The organism is Cellulosimicrobium sp. KWT-B (assembly GCF_002127155.1).
In the GTDB taxonomy this organism is placed as follows: domain Bacteria; phylum Actinomycetota; class Actinomycetes; order Actinomycetales; family Cellulomonadaceae; genus Cellulosimicrobium; species Cellulosimicrobium funkei.
The window spans coordinates 162133-184656 of record NZ_NEDO01000005.1 but is presented as its reverse complement, the minus strand read 5'-3'; the positions used below and the strand labels follow the sequence as shown (position 1 = coordinate 184656).

At 75.6% G+C, this 22524-nt stretch carries 18 protein-coding genes; 12 read left to right on the top strand and 6 right to left on the bottom strand.

Going from position 1 to position 22524, the window contains the following annotated elements; genetic code table 11:
- Positions 1–13 precede the first annotated feature (13 nt).
- Positions 14–955, bottom strand: coding sequence for an NAD(P)-dependent oxidoreductase (locus B9L22_RS16245; RefSeq protein WP_086151158.1), 942 nt, complete (start codon positions 953–955; stop codon positions 14–16).
- 318 nt (positions 956–1273) lie between these two features.
- Between B9L22_RS16245 and B9L22_RS16240 the strand changes: the two genes are divergently transcribed.
- From B9L22_RS16240 to B9L22_RS16230, 3 genes are read left to right on the top strand one after another with little or no spacing between them, the layout of a single operon-like run.
- Positions 1274–2761 carry an APC family permease gene (locus B9L22_RS16240; protein WP_086151157.1) on the top strand — a complete coding sequence of 496 codons (1488 nt, stop codon included), beginning with the start codon at positions 1274–1276 and terminating at the stop codon, positions 2759–2761.
- The gene (locus B9L22_RS16235) at positions 2758–3291 is read left to right on the top strand and encodes a hypothetical protein (protein ID WP_086151156.1); all 534 of its coding nucleotides are present in this window, start codon (positions 2758–2760) and stop codon (positions 3289–3291) included. The genes B9L22_RS16240 and B9L22_RS16235 overlap by 4 nt, the downstream gene beginning before the upstream one ends.
- Complete coding sequence (locus B9L22_RS16230) at positions 3288–4691, top strand: dipeptidase (RefSeq protein WP_086151155.1); 1404 nt, start codon at positions 3288–3290, stop codon at positions 4689–4691. The genes B9L22_RS16235 and B9L22_RS16230 overlap by 4 nt, the downstream gene beginning before the upstream one ends.
- Positions 4692–4701: 10 nt before the next feature.
- Here the strand turns inward: B9L22_RS16230 and cydC are convergent, their stop codons facing one another.
- The 4 genes from cydC to B9L22_RS16210 are packed head-to-tail and all read right to left on the bottom strand — an operon-like array spanning position 4702 to position 10959.
- Positions 4702–6516, bottom strand: coding sequence for a thiol reductant ABC exporter subunit CydC (gene cydC / locus B9L22_RS16225; RefSeq protein WP_086151154.1), 1815 nt, complete (start codon positions 6514–6516; stop codon positions 4702–4704).
- Entirely contained in the window at positions 6513–8294 is a 1782-nt protein-coding gene (cydD, locus tag B9L22_RS16220; protein WP_086151153.1) for a thiol reductant ABC exporter subunit CydD, read from the bottom strand. The genes cydC and cydD overlap by 4 nt, the downstream gene beginning before the upstream one ends.
- Positions 8291–9403 (bottom strand): cytochrome d ubiquinol oxidase subunit II, encoded by a 1113-nt coding sequence (cydB, locus tag B9L22_RS16215; protein ID WP_086151152.1) that lies wholly within the window; start codon positions 9401–9403, stop codon positions 8291–8293. The genes cydD and cydB overlap by 4 nt, the downstream gene beginning before the upstream one ends.
- A 41-nt stretch (positions 9404–9444) precedes the next feature.
- Complete coding sequence (locus tag B9L22_RS16210) at positions 9445–10959, bottom strand: cytochrome ubiquinol oxidase subunit I (RefSeq protein ID WP_061266797.1); 1515 nt, start codon at positions 10957–10959, stop codon at positions 9445–9447.
- 410 nt (positions 10960–11369) lie between these two features.
- Between B9L22_RS16210 and B9L22_RS20655 the strand changes: the two genes are divergently transcribed.
- From B9L22_RS20655 to B9L22_RS16195, 4 genes are all read left to right on the top strand, one after another.
- Complete coding sequence (locus B9L22_RS20655; RefSeq protein ID WP_255181389.1) at positions 11370–11492, top strand: hypothetical protein; 123 nt, start codon at positions 11370–11372, stop codon at positions 11490–11492.
- Positions 11489–15220 (top strand): Rne/Rng family ribonuclease, encoded by a 3732-nt coding sequence (locus B9L22_RS16205; RefSeq protein WP_233140194.1) that lies wholly within the window; start codon positions 11489–11491, stop codon positions 15218–15220. The genes B9L22_RS20655 and B9L22_RS16205 overlap by 4 nt, the downstream gene beginning before the upstream one ends.
- 181 nt (positions 15221–15401) lie before the next feature.
- Positions 15402–16898, top strand: coding sequence for a 5'-nucleotidase (locus B9L22_RS16200; RefSeq protein WP_086151151.1), 1497 nt, complete (start codon positions 15402–15404; stop codon positions 16896–16898).
- A 20-nt stretch (positions 16899–16918) separates the two neighbouring features.
- The gene (locus tag B9L22_RS16195) at positions 16919–17644 is read left to right on the top strand and encodes a thymidine kinase (RefSeq protein WP_086151150.1); all 726 of its coding nucleotides are present in this window, start codon (positions 16919–16921) and stop codon (positions 17642–17644) included.
- Here the strand turns inward: B9L22_RS16195 and B9L22_RS16190 are convergent.
- A complete protein-coding gene (locus tag B9L22_RS16190) occupies positions 17587–18219 on the bottom strand; it encodes a protein-L-isoaspartate O-methyltransferase (RefSeq protein WP_086151149.1) in 633 nt (210 codons plus the stop codon). The two genes, B9L22_RS16195 and B9L22_RS16190, sit on opposite strands and share 58 nt — an antisense overlap.
- A 168-nt stretch (positions 18220–18387) precedes the next feature.
- Here B9L22_RS16190 and B9L22_RS16185 point away from each other — a divergent pair, with 168 nt between their 5' ends.
- The 5 genes from B9L22_RS16185 (at position 18388) to proB (ending at position 22505) form a co-directional block, all read left to right on the top strand.
- Positions 18388–18594, top strand: coding sequence for a dodecin family protein (locus B9L22_RS16185; protein ID WP_021482381.1), 207 nt, complete (start codon positions 18388–18390; stop codon positions 18592–18594).
- A 276-nt stretch (positions 18595–18870) separates the two neighbouring features.
- Entirely contained in the window at positions 18871–19179 is a 309-nt protein-coding gene (gene rplU, locus B9L22_RS16180; protein ID WP_198285668.1) for a 50S ribosomal protein L21, read from the top strand.
- 86 nt (positions 19180–19265) lie between these two features.
- Entirely contained in the window at positions 19266–19523 is a 258-nt protein-coding gene (gene rpmA / locus B9L22_RS16175) for a 50S ribosomal protein L27 (RefSeq protein WP_021482383.1), read from the top strand.
- 141 nt (positions 19524–19664) lie between these two features.
- On the top strand, positions 19665–21185 hold the full coding sequence (gene obgE / locus B9L22_RS16170; RefSeq protein ID WP_043658397.1) for a GTPase ObgE: 1521 nt from the start codon (positions 19665–19667) through the stop codon (positions 21183–21185).
- Between the two features lie 192 nt (positions 21186–21377).
- Positions 21378–22505 (top strand): glutamate 5-kinase, encoded by a 1128-nt coding sequence (gene proB / locus B9L22_RS16165; protein WP_086151243.1) that lies wholly within the window; start codon positions 21378–21380, stop codon positions 22503–22505.
- The last annotated feature ends 19 nt before the right edge of the window (positions 22506–22524 follow it).

Here is a 22524-nt window from a genome sequence, read left to right as displayed (position 1 = left end):
CGGGAGCGCCCCCTCAGCGGGGGACGACGTTGCGGAGCTCGCGGCCCGCGCGGAGCGCGTCGAGGTTGGCGTTGACGAGCTCGGACGCGCGCTGGGGCCGGTTGCCCGCGACGTGCGGCGTGAGGACCAAGCGCGGCGCGTCCCACAGGGGTGACTCGGCGGGCAGGGGCTCGGACCCGGTGACGTCGAGCGCGGCGCCGCCGAGGCGCCCGTCGTGCAGCGCGGCGACGAGCGCGTCCTCGTCGACCGTGGCGCCGCGGCCGACGTTGACGAAGACCGCGTGGTCGGGGAGCTGGTCGATCCGCGCGGCGTCGAACGCGTGCCGCGTCGTGTCGAGGGCGGGCAGGAGCGAGACGAGCACGTCGGTCGAGGCGAGCACGTCGGGGAGGTCGTCGTCGGTCACGACGGGGAAGCCGTGCCGCTCGCCGCGGCTACTCGCGACGCCCGTCACGTCGGCGCCGAGCGCCGCGAGCAGCGGCGCGAGCCGGGCGGCGATCGAGCCGAAGCCCCACACGGTCACGCGTGCGCCGTCGAGCGTGTAGCGCGCGGCCGTCGCCGGGTCCGCCTGCGCCTGGTTCACCGCGGTGTCCCACCGGTGCTCGCGCTGCGCCGCCCCGAGCACGTCGAGCCGGCGCACGACGGCGAGGACCAGCGCGAGCGCGTGCTCGGCGACGGGGCCGTCGTGCAGGGACCGGCCCGAGGTGATCGTCACGTCCGGCGCGAACCCGGCGGCGAGCACGGCGTCGGGGCCCGCGGCGAGCGTCTGGACCCAGCGCAGGCGCGGGAGGCGCGTCGCGGCGTCGCCGAGGTTCTCCGCGGAGCCGCCCCACACCACGAGCACCTCGGCGTCGGCGTCCTCGGAGCGGAACGGGGCCGCGGCGTCGTACACGACGACCTCGTCGTCCGGGCCCGCGTGCACGTCGAGGGCGATGGTGCCGGGCACGAGGATCTTCACCGCTGCTCCTGAGGGTCGTCCGTGGTGTCGTCACGGCCCTCGCGCTGCGCGGGACGGGCCGCCTCGCGAACGTATCACCGCGTCCGAGCCGCCACCGAGCCGCCACCGAGCCGCCGCCGAGCCGCCCTCGCGCCACCTCTGAGCAGGCCCGGCGCCGACCCCGCGCCGGTGCGGCGCCCGGTCCGCGACCTGCCCGAGCCCCGGACGACTCCCCAGGCGCGACCTGCGTCGCGGCGATATGTTCGCGGTGTTCCGACGACGCGCCGTCCGCGCGCCGTCCCGGTCGGCCCCGGCGGGGTCACGGCTTCGGGGGTGGGGATGGGCTCGTCCACGGGCGCGCCGACGCACGCTGAGGTGCGCGCGGCGATCACGGCACGGACACCGAAGAACTACATCACGTGGCTCACGCTCGCGTTCATGATCACGTCGTCGGTCGCGAGCCTGCGCGCCGCGCCGACCATGGCGGTCTACGGCCTCGCGGCCGTGTTCCTCTACGTGGTCCCGGCGCTCGTGTTCCTGCTCCCGACGTCGCTCGTGTCGGCCGAGCTCGCGTCGGGGTGGTCCGGCGGCGTGTACCGCTGGGTCGCGGACGGCGTGTCGAAGCCGCTCGGGTTCCTCGCGATCTGGTGCCAGTTCGCGATGACGATCTTCTACTACCCGAGCCTGCTCGGGTACGTCGCGAGCACGTTCGCCTACGTCATCAACCCGAGCCTCGCGAGCAACGGGCTCTACGTCGCGATCGTCATCGTCGTGCTCTTCTGGACGGGCGTGTGGCTCTCCTCGCAGGGCACCAAGACGGTCGCGGGCCTGTCGAGCTGGGGCCTCGTCATCGGGACGCTCGTCCCGGCCGCGATCCTCGTCGTGCTCGGCATCGTCTTCCTGGCCCAGGGCAACCCGTCGGCCGCGCCGATGGACGCGCAGCACCTGCTGCCGGCCTGGACCGGGCTCGCGTCGCTGGTGCTCATCGTCAACAACTTCCTGTCGTACGCGGGCATGGAGATGAACGCGGTGCACGTGACGAGCCTGCGCAGGCCGGCGACGGAGTTCCCGCGGTCGATGTTCCTCGCGATCGGGCTCGTCCTCGTGATCTTCATCCTCCCGGCCGTCGCGATCAGCTGGGTGATCCCGGCCGACCAGCTCAGCCTGACCGCCGGGGTGATGCAGGCGTTCGACGCGTTCTTCGCCAACTTCGGCGTGAGCTGGCTGACGCCGATCCTCGGCCTCATGCTCATCGCGGCGTCGCTCGGCGGCATGCTCACGTGGCTCGCCGGGCCGTCCAAGGGCCTGCTCACGGTCGCGCGCGAGGAGGGCTACCTGCCGCCGTTCCTGCAGCGGCTCAACAAGCACGGCGTGCAGCAGAACATCCTCGTCACGCAGGGCGTCATCACGACCGGCATCGCGCTCCTGTACGCCTTCATCCCCGACGTCTCGAGCGCCTACTGGATCCTGTCCGTCATCACGACGCAGGTGTACCTCGTCATGTACCTGCTGCTGTTCGTCGCGGCGGTGCGGCTGCGCCGTCGGGCACCCGACCACCCGCGCGGCTACCGCGCGCCCGCGCTGACGCTCCTGTGCGTCGTCGGGTTCTGCGCCTCGGTGGCCGCGATGATCATCGGGTTCGTGCCGCCCGCGCAGTTCTCCAGCGGGAACGTGGGCGTCTACGTGCTGATCGTCGGTGGCGGCCTCGGGATCATCGGCATCCTCGTCCCGGCGCTCTTCTACCTGCTGCGCAAGCCGTCCTGGAAGGACCCCGAGGCGGCGGCGCTCGCGGCGGCGGACGAGGCGGGGGAGGGCGACGCGGCATGACCACGACCCGTCCCTCCCACGTCCCCGAGCACGAGCCCGAGCCGGTCTCGTCGAAGCGGTGGGTCACGTACACCGCCGCCGCGCTGCTCATGGTCGCCCTCGGCGCCGTCATGCTGATCGTGTTCGACGACGTGCGGTCCAACCGCGACGCGCGCGAGGCCGAGCAGAAGGCGGCCGAGCTGCACGAGCAGTTCGCCGCGATCGGGATCACCGCCTTCAGCGAGGAGACGATCGCCGACGTCCTCGGCGACGACGGCGGCGGCTTCTGCGCCGACCCGGCCGCCCTCGTCGAGGCGACGGCCGACCTCGGCGCGGCGAACGGGGCCGCCGGCCCGGGCCTGCGGCCCTCCGTGCTCGACGAGCGCCGCCTCGCCGGCGACCGGCTCGTCATCGAGGTCTACTGCCCCGACCAGCTCGCCGCGTTCGACGCGTACGTGGACTCGCTCGACCTCGACCCCGGCCGCACCACCGAGCAGGGCGGCGAGGGCACCGACGCCACCACCGGAACCACGACCGAGGAGGACGCGTGAGCCAGCCGAGCACCGGAGCACGACCCGACGCCACCGGGCACGTCGAGGAGGTGCGTGCCGCCGTCCAGGGCCTCCTGCCGCGCGCGCTCGACGACCTGCGCACGCTCGTCGCCATCCCGTCCGTCGCCGACGAGCGCCTCTACCCCCGCGCCGAGTGCGAGCGCGCCGCGCGGTGGGTGGCCGACGCGTTCCGCGCGGAGGGGATCGACACGCGCCTGGAGGTCACGCCCGACGGGTCGCAGGTCGTCCTGGGCCACCGCCCCGGGCCCGACGGCGCGCCCACCGTCCTGCTCTACGCGCACTACGACGTCCAGCCGCCCCTCGACGACGCCGCGTGGACCAGCCCGCCCTTCGAGCTCACCGAGCGCGACGGTCGCCTCTACGGGCGCGGTGCCGCGGACTGCAAGGGGAACGTCGTCACGCACCTGACCGCGCTGCGGGCCCTGCGCGCCCTCGGTGGCGACGACCTCCCCGTCGGGGTCCGGCTCGTCGTCGAGGGCTCCGAGGAGCAGGGCACGGGCGGCCTCGACCGGTGGGTCGAGGCGAACCCCGGGGCGCTCGCGGCCGACGCGATGCTCGTGCAGGACACCGGCAACGCCGAGCTCGGTCTCCCGACGCTCACCGTGACCCTGCGCGGCGCGGCGAACGTCGTCGTGCACGTCGAGGCGCTCGAGGGCGAGATCCACTCCGGCATGTTCGGCGGCGCCGCGCCCGACGCGCTCGCGGCCCTCGTCGCGATCCTCGCGAGCCTACGCGACGAGCACGGCGACACGACCATCGACGGCGTGCCGCCCGCCGTCGCGCACGGCACGTGGGACGGCGTCGCGTACGACGAGGACCAGTTCCGCCGCGACGCGGGCGTGCTCGACGGGGTCGGGCTCGTCGGGACCGGCAGCGTCGCCGACCGGCTGTGGGCGCGGCCCGTCGTGACGATCCTCGGGATCGACGCGCCGAGCGTCGTCGGCTCCGCGGCCGCGATCCAGCCGCGCGCGTCCGCCCGGCTCAACCTGCGGGTGCCGCCCGGCGCGGACGCCCAGGACCTGCAGGACAAGCTGGTCGCGCACCTCGAGGCCCACGCACCCTGGGGGGTGCGCGTGCGGGTCGAGCGTGACGCCGTCGGGCAGCCGTTCGCGGCCCGCACGAGCGGGCACGTGTTCGACACGCTCACGGGGGCGCTCGCGGACGCGTACGGGCGCGAGACGGTGACCGCGGGCCAGGGCGGCTCGATCCCGCTGTGCAACGTGCTCGCGGGCCAGTACCCGGACGCGGAGATCGTGCTCCTCGGCGTCGAGGAGCCCGCGTGCCTCATCCACGCGCCGAACGAGTCGGTCGCGCCCAGCGAGATCGAGAACCTGGCGGTCGGCGAGGCGCTGTTCCTCGCGCGCCTCGGCGAGGGCTGACCCTGCGGGCTCACCGCACCGCGGGGGCCTCCTGGTCGAGCGCCCAGCGGTAGGCGGGAAGCGCGAGCAGCTCGGCGTGCGTCCCGCGCGCGACGACGCGTGCGGGGGCGCCGTCCGGCGCGCCGTCGGGGACGCCGAGCAGCAGCACCTCGTCGACCGCCTCCAGCGCGCTCAGCCGGTGCGTCGCGAGGACGACGCCGCGCCGGTCCTGCGCGGCGCGCGTCGTCGCGACGAGGTGCCGCACGAGCGCGTCGGCGCCGGCGGCGTCGAGGTGCTCCGCGGGCTCGTCGAGCAGCAGCAGCGGGGCGGGGGACAGGAGCGCGCGGGCCACGAGCAGACGGCGGCGCTCGCCGCCCGAGACCGTGGTGGCGTCGGGGCCGAGCAGCGTCTCCAGGCCGTCGGGCAGCGCGGCGAGCCACGGGTCGAGGCCGACGGCCCGCAGGGCGGCCTCGGCTTCCTCGGTCGTGACGTCGCCGCGCGCGACGCGCAGGTTCTCCAGCACGGTCGTGTCGAACACGTGCCCGTCCTCCGCGACGAGCACGACGTGGTGCGCCACGTCCTCGCGCGCGAGGTCGGCCGTCGGGGCGCCGTCGAGGAGCACCTGCCCCGCGAGCTCCGGGACGAGCCCGGCGGCGGTCGCGAGCAGCGTCGTCTTGCCGACCCCCGACGGCCCGACGACGGCGACCGCACGGCCCGGAGAGAGCGCGAGGTTCACGCCCTCGACGACGGTGCGTCCGGTGCCCGGCCAGCCGGCCGCGACGTCGTCGAGCACGAGGGACGTGCGCCGGTCCGGGGCGCGGCCCGTCTCGCCGGGGGCGGGGGTCGGCCCGCGGTCGGCCGCGGGCGCCGGCCCGTCGAGGAGCCCGACCACGCGCGCGGCGGCCTGCCGCGAGCGGTGGAGCTGGACGGCGGCGGCGGGCAGCGTGTTCGCCGCCTCGAACACCGCGAGGGGCGTGAGGACGATGACGGACAGCTCGACGGGCGCGAGCGTGCCGGCGGTGACGGCCGGGATGCCGAGCAAGAGCGACGCGAGCACCGCGAGGCCGACGGCGAGCGCGGCGATCCCGGCCGCGACCCCGGCGGGGCGGGCGCCGTCGTCGGTCACGCGGGCCAGCGCCCGGTCGGTCGCGCGCAGGTCGTCGAGGCGCGTGCTGAGACGCCCGGACACGGCGAGCGGCCCGGACTCCTCGAGGATCTCCAGCGTCGTGGCGGTCATCGCCGCGCGCGTCGTGGCGCCGCGCGCCTCGACCTCGCGCGCCGACCGGGCGGAGAGCCACGGCGCGACGACGGCGGCGAGCAGCAGGCACAGCGCGAGCGCGACCCCGGCCGCGGGCAGGAAGGCGCCCACGAGCACGACGGACCCCACCGACACGGCGAGCGCGACCCCGGCGGGCACGAACGCGCGCACGACCACGTCGCCGACCGCGTCGACGTCCGCGCCGACGCGCGCGAGCAGGTCGCCGCGCCGCAGCCCGACGAGCGCGGCGGGCGAGCCCTGCGCGAGCGCGGTGTAGAGGTTGGCGCGCAGGGACGCCATGCCGCGCAGCGCGACGTCGTGCGACGCGAGCCGCTCCAGGTACCGGAAGACGCCGCGCGAGATGCCGAACGCGCGCACGCCGACGACCGCGACGGACAGCGTGAGGACCGGTGGCATCTGCGAGGCGCGCGCGATGAGCCACGCCGCGGCGGCCGCGAGGCCGACGGCGCTCCCGAGCGAGAGCGTGCCGAGCACGACCGCCCACACGACGCGGCGCCAGCGCACGTCGAGCAGCCCGACCGCGCGCCACAGCGGGTCGGCGGCGAGGCGGGCACGAGGTCCGGTCACGGGACGCTCCCCTCGGGGGTCGTTGAGGCGGCGCCGACCGCCAGGGCGCTGCCCTGGGGGTCGGCCGGGTCGGCGCTCGGGCTCCCCGGAGACGGGTCGAGCCGTGCGGAGCGGACCGCGACCACGTCGTCCGCCGCGCGCACGAGCGAGGCGCGGTGCGCGACCACGACGACGGTGCGCCCCTGGTCGCGGAACGCGCGCACGGCGTCGAGCACGACCTGCTCGCCGCGCGCGTCCAGGTGGGCGGTCGGCTCGTCGAGCACGACAAGCGGGACGCGCGCCGGGTCGCCGAGCAGCGCCGCGGCGAGCGCGACGCGCTGGCGCTGGCCGACGCTGAGCCCGACGCCGCCGCGCCCGACCTCGGTGTCCCAGCCCGCGGGCAGCGTGGAGAGCACCGTGTCGAGGCCGGCCGTGCGCGCCGCGCGGTCGAGGTCGGCGTCGGTGACGTCCAGGCCGCCGGCGACGACGTCGCGCAGCCGCCCCGGCGCGAGCACGGGGCGCTGGGGGAGCCACGCGACCTGGGGCCAGTACGTCTCGGGGTCGACGTCGGCCAGGTCGAGCCGGTCGCCGTCGGGCCCGGTGAGGGTCGCGGTGCCGCGGTCGGGCCGCACGAGGCCGAGCAGGACCATCGCCGTCGTCGTCTTGCCCGCGCCGCTCGGCCCGGTGAGGGCCACGACGCGGCCGCTCGACGTCGCGAGCCGGAGCTCGAGGTCGAGGTCGGCGGGCGCGAGCACGTCGCGCTCCCCGGCCCGCACGCTCACGCCGCGCAGGGCGAGCGTCGTCCCGGCGAGCGCGGGCGCGGGCGCGGTGCCCGGCGCGGGCGCGTCCTCGTCGAGGACGGCGAACGCCTGCTCGGCCGCGGCGATGCCGTCGGTCGAGGCGTGGAAGTGCAGGCCGACCTGGCGCAGCGGGAGGTAGACCTCGGGGGCGAGCACGAGGACGGCGAGCGCAGGCTCGAGCTCCATGCCGCCGTGCACGAGGCGCAGGCCCACGCCCACGGCCACGACGGCCACGGACAGGGTCGTGAGGAGCTCGAGCACCATGCCGGAGAGGAACGCGACGCGCAGCGTGCCCATGGTCGCGCGGCGGTTGGCCTCGCCGAGCGCGCGCACGCGCCGCTCGGGGCCGCGCGCGCGACCGAACGCGAGGAGCGTCGGCAGACCGGCGAGCAGGTCGAGCACCTGCGCGCCGAGCCGCTGCATGACGACGAGGCGCCGCTCCGACGTCCCCGCGGTGAGGCGCCCGACGAGCGTCATGAAGATCGGGACGAGGGGGATGGTCACGGCGATGATCATGGCCGAGACCCAGTCCAGGCCCAGCACGACGGCGAGCGTCGCGGGCGTGACGGTGGCGGCGAGCAGGAGCTGGGGCAGGTACCGCACCATGTAGGGCTCGAGCTGGTCGAGCCCGCGGGTCGCGAGCGTCGCGACCTCGGGGCCGCGCCCCGAGGCCAGCCACCGCGGGCCGAGCGCCACGGCGTGCGTGACGACCTGCTCGCGCAGCTCGGCGACGGTCCGCGTCGCGGCACGCAGCGCGAAGCGCTCCTGCGCCCACGAGGTGCCCGCGCGCGCGGCGACGACGGCGGCGAGCAGCCCGACCCGCGGCCCGAGGTCGGCCAGGTCGGCCGTCCCCTGGACGGCCGGCGCGAGGACCGACGCGAGGACGAGGGCCTGGGCGACGACCAGGGCCGCCGTGGCGAACCCGAGCACCGCCGTCAGGACGACGTACCCTCGCGCGGCCCGCGCGTGGCGCAGGAGCCGCGGGTCGAGCGGCTTCACGAGCCGGAGCCTCCGCCGTCGGTCAGGCCGCGGCCGGTCGAGCCGCCCGAGGACGCCCCGCCGAACGCCGCCTCGCGGACCTTCTTGAGCGACAGGCCGGCGGGCGCGGGGATGTCCCTCGTCGACAGGCGGCGGCGGAACACCCAGTACGTCCACGACTGGTAGGCGATGACGAGCGGCGTGAGGATCACGGCGACCCACGTCATCACGGTGAGCGTGTAGTCGGTCGACGACGCGTTGTGCACCGTCAGCGAGTTCGCCGGGTCGACGGCGGGCATCACGTCGGGGTACATCGAGCCGAAGATCAGCACGACGGCGGCGACGATCGTCAGGGCCGACGCCGTGAACGCGCGCCCCTCGGAGCCCTTGCGGTTCGCGAGGAGCGTCGTCACGAGCCCGGCCGCGGCGAGCACGACGGCGGCCCACGTCCAGGGCACCGAGTACGCGACCTGGGCCCAGACGGCCCAGCCGCCGGCGAGCACGAGCGCGGCCACGCCGAAGACCGAGGCGTGCTGACGGGCGCGGGCGCGGATCTCGCCGTCGGTCTTGAGCGCGACGAAGACCGAGCCGTGCAGCAGGAACAGGCTCAGCGTGACGAGACCGCCGAGGAGCGCGAACGGCGACAGGAGCGAGAAGAAGCCGCCGACGAACTGGTGGTCGGCGTCGAGCTGCACGCCGCGCACGAGGTTGGCGAACGCGACGCCCCACAGCACGGCGGGGACCCACGACCCGACCTGGATCGCGACGTCGCAGCGGCGCGCCCAGCCCTCGTCGCGGATCTTGCCGCGGTACTCGAACGCGACGCCGCGCACGATGAGCGCGACGAGGATGAGCAGGAGCGGCAGGTAGAAGCCGGAGAAGAGGGTCGCGTACCACTCGGGGAAGGCGGCGAACGTCGCGCCGCCCGCGGTGAGCAGCCACACCTCGTTCCCGTCCCAGACGGGGCCGATGGTGTTGATGAGGACGCGGCGCTCCTTCTCGCGGTGCTCCTTGTCACCGCGCGGGAGGATCGACAGCAGCATGCCGACCCCGAAGTCGAAGCCCTCGAGCACGAGGTAGCCGGTCCACAGGACCGCGATGAGCACGAACCAGACGACGGCGAGATCCACGGTGTCTCCTGAGTTTTCTGGGCGGGTTCAGGCGCGTCGTGTCAGTACGCGAAGGACAACGGACGGTCGGCGGACTCGGAGTCCTCGTCCGGCGGCTCCTGGGCCTCCGGGGACTCGTCGCGGACCGTGAGCGGGACGCCCTCGATCGCGTAGCGCCGCATGAGCGTGAACCAGACCGCGGCCAGCGCCCCGTAGACGAGCGTGAAGACGATCATCGAGGTCAGCACCACGCCGGGGCTCACCACGGTGGACACGCCGCGCTCGGTGAGCAGCCGGATCTGGTCGATGCCCGTCGGGTTCGGCGCGACGACCCAGGGCTGGCGGCCCATCTCCGTGAAGATCCAGCCGAACGAGTTCGCGAGGAACGGCATGGGGATGGCGATGAGGCCGACGCGCGCGAACCACTTGTTGTCGGTGACCCGGCCCTTGCGGGTGAGCCACAGCGCCATGAGCGCGAGGAGCACGGAGCCGGCGGCCATGCCGATCATGAGCCGGAAGGACCAGTAGGTCATCGCGAGGTTCGGCGTGTACGTGACGGGGTCGCCGGACGCGGTGACGTCGCCGTAGCGCTCGGTCATCTGCTCCTGCACGTCCTCGACGCCGGGCAGGTAGCTCTCCGGCCCGGAGAAGTGGCCCGTGCCGAGGTAGGACGCGAGGCCGGGGATCTCGATGAGGTGCCGGACGTTCTCGCACGAGTTCGACAGGTCGCCGATCGTGAGGATGGAGAACGCGGCACCCTCGGAGCCCTGGCAGAGCGCCTCGGCCGACGACATCTTGCCGGGCTGCTGCTCGTACATGATCTTGCCCTGGATGTCGCCGGAGACGGCGACGCCGAGCCCGCCGACGAGCATGGCGATGACGCCGAGCGTGACGGCCGGGCGGTAGACGTCGCGCGCGAGCTCGACGTTCTCCGCCTTGCGGGTGCGCACGAGACGGACCATCCACCAGGCCGCGATGCCCGTGACGAACGTGCCCGCCGTGAGGAAGGTCGCCGTGATCTGGTGCGGGAACGCGGCCCAGAGGGTGTTGTTCGTGAGGACGGCGCCGATGTCGTTCATCTCGGCGCGCCCGGTCTCGGGGTTGAAGATCGCACCAACGGGGTGCTGCATCCACGAGTTCGCGGCGAGGATGAAGAACGCGGAGAGGTTGGTGGCGATCGCGACGGCCCAGATGCACGCGAGGTGCACCTTCTTGTTGAGGCGGTCCCACCCGAAGATCCACAGGCCGAGGAACGTCGACTCGATGAAGAACGCGGCGAGCGCCTCCATGGCGAGCGGCGCGCCGAACACGTCGCCGACGAAGCGCGAGTACTCGCTCCAGTTCATGCCGAACTGGAACTCCTGCACGATGCCGGTGACGACGCCGAGCGCGAAGTTGATGAGCAGCAGCTTGCCGAAGAACTTCGTCAGGCGCAGCCAGCGCTCGTTGCCGGTGCGGACCCACGCCGTCTGCATGATCGCGACGAGGGGCGACAGGCCGATCGTCAGCGGGACGAAGATGAAGTGGTAGACGGTCGTGATGGCGAACTGCCACCGCGCCAGGGCTAGGGCATCCACGTGCGCTCCTCGGGGGGCCCGACCGGGTCGGGGAAGTGACGGCGGAGTATCGGGAGGTGCCGCCGGGCGGGGGCCGGTGAGAGACGGCCCGGGTCCGGCGCTAGGTCCCAATCTGCCGCATCCGAGGGCCGGGAGATGACGCGAAGTACTGAAAACACGCCGCTTGTGACTATGTTCACAAGGTCCCGGGACGTTGGTCCCGGCTTGGCGGGACCGGCGGCCCGGGGCGCGGTGCGTGTCGCCCGGGTTCGTCCGCACCCCTGTGCGATACTGGGCGGAGCCGGGCGGGCTCCGCATCGCTCACCCGGCGAGCACGAGATCGCGGCACCAGCGGACCGCGGCAGTCGGCGCGCCGACCGGGGCGAAGGGCCCGGTGGCAGGCGCCCGCGCCGCGCACGCGGACCGCGGCCGTGACCGACGACTTCCGTCGCCGGACGACGCGCTCCGGTGCGCTCGTCCCGAGCGACGACCGACCGCCCGACGGGCCGCACGGTGCGGGGCGGTCCCTGTGGCAGCAGGAGCACGACGCGTGACGCTCGACAGCACCTCCGACAGCACCCCCTCAGAGTCGACGGCGGACGCCGCCGCGGACCGGGCCGAGAGCCCGACGACCCCGGCGCGCAAGCCCGCCCGCCGCCGCGCGACGCGCAGCGCGGCACCGCCGCAGACGCCGCCCGCGGCGACGGCTGCCTCCGACGTCGCCGCGCCCGCGGCGGCCACCGCGGACGCGACCCCGGCGCCCGAGGCGCCCGAGACCGCACCCGTGGCCGAGGCCACGACCCCGCCCGCGCGCCGCTCGCGTCGCGCGACCCGCACCACGCCGTCCGTCGCCGCTCCGGCGGCTCCCGCTGCGTCCGCCCCGGCCGACGTCCCGGCAGACGCGAGCCCCGCGGCCGCCGACGCCGTGGCGGAGCCGGCGGCGGCAGAGCCCGCCCCTCGCGCCCGCGCGCCGCGCCGCGCCCAGGGTGGCGGCAAGATGACGAAGGCCCCGGCCGGCGACGCGCCGCTCGACGTCCTCTCTGAGTTCGGCCTCAGCGCCCCGCCCGCCGCCGAGCAGGCCCCGGCCGCCACGGTGGCGCCCGACGCCGACGCCCTGCTGGGAGCCGCCGACGCCCCGCGCCGCGCGAAGCGCACGCGGGCGACGCGCACGACCGCGCAGGCTCCGGCCGTCGAGGCCGCGCCGGTCGCCGAGCCGGACGCCCCGGCCGCAGACACCGCGCCGTCTGGCACGCCGACGACGGCCGAGCCCGTCGAGGCACCCGCTGCGAAGAAGCCCGCGCGCCGGTCGCGCCGCGCGACCTCCGCGGCAGCGGCCCCGACCGCCGAGACCGCGGCCCCGGCCGCCGAGACCGCGGCCCCGGCCGCCGAGACCGCGGCCCCGGCCGCCGAGGCTGCTGCCCCGGCGGTGGCCGACGCGCCGTCCGCCGCCGAGCCGACGCCCGCCGAGGCAGAGGCGCCGGCGTCCGCGGAGCCCGCGAAGAAGCCGGCGCGCCGCTCGCGCCGCGCCACCTCGAAGCCCGCCGAGGCGGCACCGGAGGCGACCGCCGCGGCCCACAGCCCGGCCGCGCCCGAGGCCGCTGCCGCGTCGTCGGCCCCGGCCGGCGGCCCGGCGTCGCCCGCCGCGACGGGTGCGGGGACCAGCACCCCGCGCCTCGCGACGACCGCTCTGCTCTTCCAGGCGCCCGACCCGGCCGCCGCGCCACGCCGTCCGCGTCGTGCGCAGAGCCCGGCCGGGCCGCCCCGCCACGTCGAGCCGGCCGCCCCGGCACCCGCCACGACGGAGCCGGTCGCCACGACGGAGCCGGTCGCGACCGCGGAGCCGACGGCGACGCCCGAGCCCACCACCGGGACCCGCGGCCGTCGCGGCCGGAGGGCGTCGGCGCCCGCGTCCCGCACGGCCGAGTCGCGCACTGCCGAGTCGCGCACTGCCGAGTCGCGCACTGCCGAGTCGCGCACGACCGAGTCGCAGACGGCTGAGCCGTCGACCCCCGTCGAGGAGCCCGCCGCCACCGAGCTCGTCCTCACGGGCGAGGACGCGGCCGCGGTCGAGGAGATCGAGGCCATCGAGTCCGAGCTCGTCGCCGAGGGCGTCGAGGTGCCCGAGGACGCGTTCGGGCCGGAGGACTTCGTCGAGCTCGACGAGGCGGAGGAGCCCGACGAGCAGCCTGCGACCGACGAGGCCGACGCCGACGCCGACGCCGACGCCGACTCCGGCCCGCGCCGCCGTCGCCGCCGTGGTGGCCGCGGGCGTCGCGGTCGTCCGGAAGGGGGACGTGACCAGGACCGCGAGCAGGAGCGCGACCAGGACGAGGACGACGCCACGCCGTCGGCGCAGGACGACGAGCCGGCCGACGCGGCGGCGCCGGCCGACGCCGAGGAGAGCGACCACGAGCCCGGGGACGAGCAGGGCGAGGACGAGGCGGGCGGCAGCCGCCGCCGTCGCCGTCGTCGCCGCGGGAGCCGGGGCGAGGGCGAGACGACCACGACGCGCTCCCGCCCGCGCGAGCGCAGCCTGGCCGACGAGGTCACCGCGCTCAAGGGCTCCACACGGCTCGAGGCGAAGCGCCAGCGCCGCCGCGAGGGCCGCGACGCGGGTCGTCGTCGCCAGATCATCACCGAGGCGGAGTTCCTCGCGCGCCGCGAGTCGGTCGAGCGGTCGATGGTCGTGCGCGAGCGCGGCGGCCGCACGCAGATCGCCGTGCTCGAGGACGGCGTGCTCGTCGAGCACTACGTCTCCCAGCAGTCGCAGGCGTCGATGGCCGGCAACGTGTACCTGGGCCGCGTCCAGAACGTGCTGCCCAGCATGGAGGCCGCGTTCATCGACGTCGGCAAGGGCCGCAACGCCGTCCTGTACGCGGGCGAGGTGAACTGGGACGCGGCCGGGCTCGAGGGCCAGCCGCGCCGCATCGAGCAGGCGCTCAAGTCGGGCGACTCCGTGCTCGTGCAGGTCACCAAGGACCCGATCGGGCACAAGGGCGCACGCCTCACGTCGCAGATCACGCTCGCGGGCCGCTACCTCGTGTTCGTCCCCGGCGGCGGCATGACCGGCATCAGCCGCAAGCTCCCCGACACCGAGCGCAACCGCCTGAAGAAGATCCTCAAGGAGGTCGTGCCCGACGGCGCGGGCGTCATCGTGCGCACCGCCGCCGAGGGTGCGAGCGAGGAGGAGCTGCGCGCCGACGTCGAGCGCCTGCGCGGCCAGTGGGAGGCCATCGAGAAGAAGTCGAAGACCGCGTCGGCACCCGCCCTGCTCCAGGGCGAGCCGGACCTCGCGATCCGCGTCGTCCGCGACATCTTCAACGACGACTTCAGCTCGCTCGTCGTCGAGGGCGACGGGGCGTGGTCGGAGATCTCGACGTACGTCGAGGAGCTCGCGCCCGACCTGCGCGAGCGCGTCTCGAAGTGGACGGGCACGCAGGACGTCTTCACGGTGCACCGCGTCGACGAGCAGCTCGCCAAGGGCATGGACCGCAAGGTCTGGCTGCCCTCGGGCGGGTCGCTGGTCATCGACCGCACCGAGGCGATGACCGTCGTCGACGTCAACACCGGCAAGTTCACCGGCTCGGGCGGCACGCTCGAGGAGACGGTGACGCGCAACAACCTGGAGGCGGCCGAGGAGATCGTCCGCCAGCTCCGGCTGCGCGACATCGGCGGCATCATCGTCATCGACTTCATCGACATGGTGCTCGAGTCGAACCGCGACCTCGTGCTGCGCCGCCTCGTCGAGTGCCTGGGCCGTGACCGGACCAAGCACCAGGTCGCGGAGGTCACGTCGCTGGGCCTCGTCCAGATGACGCGCAAGCGCGTGGGCCAGGGCCTCGTCGAGGCGTTCAGCGAGACGTGCGAGCACTGCCACGGGCGCGGGTTCATCGTGCACACCGACCCGATCGAGAAGTCGGGCGGCAACCGCGGCGGCCACGACCACGGCAACCACGGCAACGGCAACGGGAACGCCGGGGGCAACGGGGGCGGCGCCGCCGCCGAGGAGCCCGCCGAGGGCGGCCGCTCACGGTCGCGCCGCAAGCGCGGTTCCGGCTCGGGCGCCTCGGCGCCGAAGGACACCGGGATCACCCTCCCGCAGCCCGCCGTCCCGGTCCTGCCGGAGGTCACGTCGGAGGCGCGGGCCGCGGTCAAGGCCACGCTCGCGACGATCGCGGCGGCCGCGGCGCACGCCCACGAGCACGACGGCGCCGAAGCGCCGGCGGACGGCTCTGCGCCGACGGCGGGCGACGACAGCGTGTCGGAGCCCACCGAGAGCTGAGCGGTGCGGTTGCGGCAGGGGCGGAGGTCTGCGGACCTCCGCCCCTGCCGCATCTCCCCGGACGATCCCGCAGCCCTCTCTCCCGCGAGGAGCCTCGGACGCGGTACGCGCCCGAGGCTCCTCGCGGGGCCGCTCTCGGGGGGTCTTCGCGCACGTCACCGGCACCTGGCATCATGCGCGCATGGGTTACGACCTCTCGGGCCGCCTCGTCGTCGGCGTCGCCTCGTCCGCACTGTTCGACCTCACCGAGTCCGACCGCGTGTTCCGCACGCAGGGGGAGGCGGCGTACCGCGACTTCCAGGAGCGCCACCGCGACGACGCGCTGGCCCCCGGCGTCGCCTTCGGGTTCGTGCGCCGCCTGCTCGCGCTCAACGACCTCGCTCCCTCCGCCGACGACCCGCTCGTCGAGGTCATCGTCATGTCCCGCAACTCCCCGGAGACCGGCCTGCGGGTCATGCGCTCGGTGCGGCACCACGACCTCGACATCACGCGCGCCGTCTTCCGCCAGGGGCGCAGCCTGCACGAGTTCATCCGTCCCCTGCACGTGGACCTCTTCCTCTCGGCCGACGAGCGCTCCGTGCGCGACGCCGTCGACCTGGGCCTGCCCGCGGGGTACGTGCTCGACCCGACGTTCGCTGACGAGGAGGGCGACGAGCTGCGCATCGCGTTCGACTTCGACGGCGTCCTCGCCGACGACTCCTCGGAGCGCCGCTACCAGGACGGCGGGCTCGCGTCGTTCCGCGAGCACGAGGTGCTCAACGCCGACGTGCCGCTCGGCCGGGGGCCGCTGCGCGAGCTCCTCGTCGGCATTCACCGCGTGCAGGTCGTCGAGCGCGAGCGGCACGCGACCGATCCGTCCTACCGGCCGCGCGTGCACGTCTCGCTCGTCACGGCCCGCTCGGCCCCGGCGCACGAGCGCGCGGTCGCGACGCTCTCCTCGTGGGGCGTGACGGTCGACGACGCGTTCTTCCTCGGGGGCGTGGACAAGGGCGGCGTGCTCGAGGTGCTGCGGCCGCACATCTTCTTCGACGACCAGCGCGCCGTGGTCGAGGCGGCGCGCCGGGTCGCGCCGTCGGTCCACGTGCCGTACGGCGAGCTGAACCGCGGCGTCCTGCCGGCCGACCCGGCCCTCGACGCGCGGCCGACGCGCGCGGCCGACGTCGCGCCGCCCGCACCCGGTCGCCGGGAGGCAGCCACCCCGCCCGCGCCCGGCGCGTCGGCGGAGCGCGACGCGGACGACGAGCGGCCGGCCCAGGGATCGGCGGGGGAGCGGCCGACGCCCGACCCGGCGGTCGAGCGCACCGCGGAGGGCGGCCGTGCGGCGGGCACCGGGACGCGCGAGCTCCCGCTCGTCCGGTCCGTCCCGGGGATCGGCGGGCCCGGGCTCGCCGGGATCGCGGCGGGGGTGCCGACGGCCGAGCCGACGCCCGCGCCCGAGGGGGAGAAGACGGCACCTGCTCCCGACGCCCGGGCCGACGCCGCCCCGGCGGCTTCCGGCGACGAGCAGGCCGACGCACCGACCGACGCGGCGAGCCCTGCCTCGTCCGGCACGACGCTCCTCAGCCGCCGGGACGCGCGGCCCGGCGCCCCCGACCGCGTCTCCGTCCTCGGTCCCGCCGGGGAGCCGAAGCCGCTGCCCGTCCGGCCGTCGTCGAACGGCGGCGCGCGCCACCACTGAGCCGGTGGTTCACTGCTCGCATGAGCGACGCGGCACGCCCGGGCGCCCCCGGGACCGTTCCCGGGGGCGCTGACGCAGGGCCCCCGACGGCCCGCCCCGGCGGGCGCGTCGAGGTCGTGTGCGGCCCCATGTTCGCCGGCAAGACGGAGGAGCTCCTGCGCCGGGTCCGGCGCGCGGAGGTCGCGGGGCGCCGCGTCGAGGTGGTCGGGCACGTCCTCGACACCCGGCGCGGCACCGGGACTGTGAGCTCGCACTCGGGCCTCGCGATCCCCTCGCGCACCGCCCGCGACGCGCACGACCTCGAGCGGATCGTCCGCGGCGCCGGGGCGCTCGACCTGGTCGCCGTCGACGAGGCGCACTTCTTCGGGCCGGAGCTCGTCGACGTCGTCCAGCGGCTCGCCGACGACGGGCTCGTCGTGGTCGTCGCCGGGCTCGACGTCACGTTCGACGCGCGGCCCTTCGAACCCCTGCCCACGCTCGCGGCGCTCGCCGAGCGCGTCGACAAGCTCACGGCGGTGTGCGCGGTGTGCGGCGAGGACGCCGCGTTCCACGTGCGCGTCGTCCGGGAGCCGGAGCCCGACGGCGGCGGGGCGGGCGACCCGCTCGCGCCGGTCGCCGCGCACGTGGGCGGCGCCGAGAGCTACGAGGCGCGCTGTCGGCTGCACCTGCCAGGAGCCCCGTGGCGTCGTCAGGACGGCGGCGGGGCCGGTCCCGCCGGGTCCTCGACGAGCGGGACGAACGAGTAGGACCCGTGCTCGCTCACCCGCACCCCGTCCGGGGCGTCGGGGTCGCGCACGACGACGAGCATCGTGTGCCGCACGGGGACGACCAGGCGCCCGCCGGGCACGAGCTGGTCGACGAGGGCGCGGGGGAGGGCCTCGGCGGCGGCCGAGACGAGTACCCGGTCGTACTGCTCGCCCGGCGTGCCGAGGACGCCGGGCGTCGCGAGGACGAGGCGTGCCCACGGCGCGCGCACCGCGGCGAGGTTGGCCGCGCCCCACGCGGCGAGGTCGGCGTGGCGCTCGATGCCCAGCACGCGCCCGGTCGGTCCGACGAGCCGTGCGAGCAGCGCCGTCGTCCAGCCCGACCCGGCGCCGACGTCGAGCACCCGGGCGCCCGGGACGACGTCGAGCAGGCGCAGCATCGCGGCGACCGTCGACGGCTGCGAGCTGGTCTGGCCGTGGCCGATGGCGAGCGGCCGGTCCTGCGCGGCCCAGCGCCGCTGCGCGCGGGGGAGGAAGCCGCGGCGGTCGACCGTGCGCATCGCCGCGGCGACGGCGTCGTCCCGGCGCTCGGCGTCGGGCGGGACCGTGGGGCGCATGCGACCACCTCCACGGCCAGCGTAGGCACGGTGGCTGGCCCGCGCGCCCGGGTAGCCGGGGCACGGTGCCGAGCGGGAGGCGCCCCGGTGGCGCGGCCGCGGGGACGGCGGGATGCTCGACGGGTGCGCGGGCGCATCGGTGCGCCCGCCCTGGACCGGGGAGCCGCTATGAGCGGAACGGTGGCACGGATCACGCACATCAGCGCGCGGTCGGACACGAGCTTCGAGGACGCCGTGCGGATCGGCGTCGAGCGCGCCGCGAGCACGCTGCGCAACGTCTCGGGCGCGTGGGTCAAGGAGCAGAAGGTCGACGTGGCCGACGGCCGCATCACGGCCTGGCAGGTCGTGCTGGAGGTCACGTTCGTCCTCGAGTAGGGTCGGCCGGCGGCCTCGTCGCACGGAGGCGCCACCGTCCACGGTCCTCGGTGCGACGCCTGCTACGCGCCCCGGAGCGGTCGCCCGCGCCGGGGTCCGTGCGCGCCATTTGACCAGGACGCCCTGCGGTCCGTAATCTTGGACGTCGGCGCGCCCAGGCGCGCCGGTCCCGTGTGCCCACGGACGACTCGCACTCGCACGCCGCGGCGTGGTCGGAGTCTCCAAGACGAACTCGCCGTGACGAGCACGCCAAGACTAGGAGAGATGAGCAGCAACGTGGTGTACGCGATCGTCAAGGCCGGTGGCCGTCAGGAGAAGGTTTCCGTCGGCGACATCGTCGTGGTGGACCGGGTGTCCGCCAAGGCCGGTGAGTCCCTCGAGCTGCCCGCTCTCCTGCTGGTGGACGGGGAGAAGGTGACCACCGACGCGGCGAAGCTCGCGAAGGTCAAGGTCACCGCCGAGGTCGTGCGGGACGAGAAGGGTCCGAAGATCACGATCCTGCGGTACAAGAACAAGACCGGTTACCGCCGTCGCCAGGGTCACCGTCAGCAGCTGACCCGCCTCAAGGTCACCGGCATCAAGTGATCTCGCCCGGCGCGAGCTAGCGGCCCCGCGCCGCGCCGCGCCGACGGCACCCTCCCTCAGCAGACCAGCACGAAAGCAGGTTCGTCATGGCACACAAGAAGGGCGCGAGCTCCTCGCGCAACGGTCGCGACTCGAACGCCCAGCGCCTCGGCGTGAAGCGCTTCGGCGGGCAGGTCGTCAAGTCGGGCGAGATCATCGTCCGCCAGCGCGGCACCCACTTCCACCCCGGTGAGAACGTCGGCCGCGGCAAGGACGACACGCTGTTCGCCCTGGCCGCCGGCGCGGTCCAGTTCGGCACCCGTCGCGGCCGCAAGGTCGTCGACATCGTCTCCGCCGAGGGCTGAGCGACAGCCACAGAGGCTTCGAGCAGGAGGGGCGCACCGACGCGGTGCGCCCCTCCTGCCGTTTCCGGCGCCCGTCCCCGCGGGCCGCACCACCCGCCGCGACCGCGGCACCGCACGACCCACCTCTGAGAGGATCCCTCCATGGCCAGCTTCGTCGACCGTGTCGTCCTGCACGTCTCCGGCGGCGACGGGGGGAACGGGTGCGCCTCGGTCCGGCGCGAGAAGTTCAAGCCGCTCGCCGGCCCCGACGGCGGCAACGGCGGTGACGGCGGCACCGTCCGCCTCGTCGTCGACTCCCAGACCACGACACTCCTCGAGTACCACCACTCGCCGCACCGCCACGCGACGTCGGGCACCCAGGGCATGGGTGACGACCGCGACGGCGCCAACGGCGAGGACCTCGTCCTGCGCGTCCCGGACGGCACGGTCGTCAAGTCGCCCGACGGCACGGTGCTCGCCGACCTCGTCGGCGAGGGCGCCGAGTACGTCGTGGCCGAGGGCGGCCGCGGCGGTCTCGGCAACGCGGCGCTCTCGTCCCCTCGCCGTAAGGCGCCGGGCTTCGCCCTGCTCGGCGAGCCGGGCGAGGAGCGGGACGTCGTCCTCGAGCTGAAGACCATCGCGGACGTCGCGCTCGTCGGGTACCCGAGCGCGGGCAAGTCGTCGCTCGTCGCCGCCATCTCCGCGGCGCGGCCCAAGATCGCCGACTACCCGTTCACGACGCTCGTGCCCAACCTGGGCGTCGTGCAGGCCGGCTCGGCGCGCTTCACCGTCGCGGACGTCCCGGGCCTCATCCCGGGGGCGAGCGAGGGCAAGGGCCTCGGCCTGGAGTTCCTGCGCCACATCGAGCGCACCGCGGTGATCGTGCACGTGCTCGACTGCGCGACGCTCGAGCCCGGCCGGGACCCGATCAGCGACCTCGACGTCATCGAGGCGGAGCTCGCCGCGTACGCGCAGGACCTCGAGATCGAGGGCGGGCGGGTGCCGCTCACCGAGCGTCCGCGCCTCGTCGTCCTCAACAAGATCGACGTCCCCGAGGCGCGCGACCTGGCCGAGCTCGTCAAGCCCGACCTCGAGGCGCGCGGCCTGCGGGTGTTCGAGATCTCGACCGCGAGCCACGAGGGCCTGCGTCCGCTGACGTACGCGCTCGCCGAGCTCGTGGAGAAGGCGCGCGCCGAGGCGCCCGCCCCCGAGCCGACGCGCGTCGTGCTGCGGCCGCGCGCGGTCGACGAGGCCGGGTTCACGGTCAAGCGCAAGGGCGGGGCGACCGACTACTGGTTCGAGGTGCGCGGCGCCAAGCCGGAGCGCTGGGTCCGCCAGACGGACTTCTCCAACGACGAGGCCGTGGGCTACCTCGCGGACCGCCTCGCGCGCCTGGGCGTCGAGGACAAGCTGTTCGAGGCGGGCGCCGTCGCGGGCGACGAGGTGCGCATCGGCAGCGACGTCAACGCGGTCGTCTTCGACTGGGAGCCGACGCTCATGTCGGGCTCCGAGCTGCTCGGCGGCCCGCGCGGCTCCGACAACCGCCTCGACGAGAGCCTGCGCCCGACCCGCTCCGAGAAGCGGCGCGAGCACCACGAGCGCATGGACGCCAAGGCGGAGGCGCGGCGCGAGCTGTGGACCGAGCGCCAGGCCGGCACCTGGACGGACCCCGAGTCCGACTGACCTGGAGTCCGACCGACCCGGCGTCGTCCGCGCCGCCAAGGGCCCGGTTCCCGTGGGGACCGGGCCCTCGGCCGTGCCCGGGACGTCCTCGGCGCGGCCCGGGAGCGGTGCTGTCCCGGGCGCAGGCGTCCTGGTCCGTGAAATCGTGCGCGGCGGCGGCCCTCCGGCGGCGATGATGGTCGCGTGAACGCGCTGTCCTCCCGCTCCGAGATCGCCTCCGCCCGCCGCGTGGTCGTGAAGATCGGCTCGTCGTCGCTCACGGGCGCCGACGGCCACCTCGACCTCGCGGCCCTGCGGGCGCTCGTCGACGTGCTCGCGGCCCGACGCGCGGACGGCGGCCAGGTCGTGCTGGTCACGTCCGGCGCCATCGCCGCCGGGATCGGCCCCCTCGGCCTCGCGAGCCGACCGCGCGACCTCGCGACGGCGCAGGCCGCGGCGTCGGTCGGGCAGGGCATGCTCGTCGCCCGGTACGCCGAGGCGTTCGCAGCGCACGGGCTGCGCGTCGGGCAGGTGCTCCTCACCGCGGAGGACACGGTGCGTCGCGGGCACTACCGCAACGCCCAGCGCTCGCTCGAGCGCCTGCTCGACCTCGGCGTCGTGCCCGTCGTCAACGAGAACGACGCCGTCGCGACCGACGAGATCCGCTTCGGCGACAACGACCGGCTCGCCGCGCTCGTCTCCCACCTCGTGCGGGCCGACGCCATGGTCCTGCTCACGGACGTCGACGGCCTGTACGACGGCCCGCCGACGCGCCCGGGCGCGCGGAGGATCGCCGAGGTGCGCTCGCCGGCCGACATCGAGGGCGTCGAGGTGACGGGACGGGGGAGCGCGGTCGGGACGGGCGGCATGCTCACCAAGCTCGAGTCGGTCTCCATCGCGACCGGCACCGGCATCCCCGTGGTGCTCACCAAGGCGCAGCACGCCGCCGCCGCGCTCGCCGGCGAGCCCGTCGGGACCTGGTTCGCCGCGACGGGCAGGCGGACGACGCGCCGTCGGCTCTGGCTCGCGCACGCCGCCCGCACGCGCGGCCGCCTCGTGCTGGACGACGGCGCGGTGCGGGCCGTGCAGGGCGGGCGGGCCTCGCTGCTGCCCGCCGGGGTCACCGCGGTCGAGGGCGAGTTCGACGCCGGCGACCCGGTCGAGCTCGTGGCGTCCGACGGGCGCGTGGTCGCCAGGGGCCTGGTCGCGTTCGAGTCGCGCGACATCCCGGACCTCCTCGGGCGGTCGACCACCGAGCTGCGGGCCGAGCTCGGCGAAGGCTACGACCGCGAGGTCGTGCACCGCGACGACCTCGTTCTCGTGCGGCGGCGCGCGCGCTGACCGCGGGCCGGACGGCGCT

Coding starts and splice junctions, on each gene's coding strand:
- B9L22_RS16240 (WP_086151157.1), top strand. CDS start 1,274: ATGGGCTCGTCCACGGGCGCGCCGACGCACGCTGAGGTGCGCGCGGCG.
- B9L22_RS16235 (WP_086151156.1), top strand. CDS start 2,758: ATGACCACGACCCGTCCCTCCCACGTCCCCGAGCACGAGCCCGAGCCG.
- B9L22_RS16200 (WP_086151151.1), top strand. CDS start 15,402: ATGGGTTACGACCTCTCGGGCCGCCTCGTCGTCGGCGTCGCCTCGTCC.
- B9L22_RS16195 (WP_086151150.1), top strand. CDS start 16,919: ATGAGCGACGCGGCACGCCCGGGCGCCCCCGGGACCGTTCCCGGGGGC.
- B9L22_RS16190 (WP_086151149.1), bottom strand. CDS start 18,219: ATGCGCCCCACGGTCCCGCCCGACGCCGAGCGCCGGGACGACGCCGTC.
- B9L22_RS16185 (WP_021482381.1), top strand. CDS start 18,388: ATGAGCGGAACGGTGGCACGGATCACGCACATCAGCGCGCGGTCGGAC.
- rpmA (WP_021482383.1), top strand. CDS start 19,266: ATGGCACACAAGAAGGGCGCGAGCTCCTCGCGCAACGGTCGCGACTCG.
- obgE (WP_043658397.1), top strand. CDS start 19,665: ATGGCCAGCTTCGTCGACCGTGTCGTCCTGCACGTCTCCGGCGGCGAC.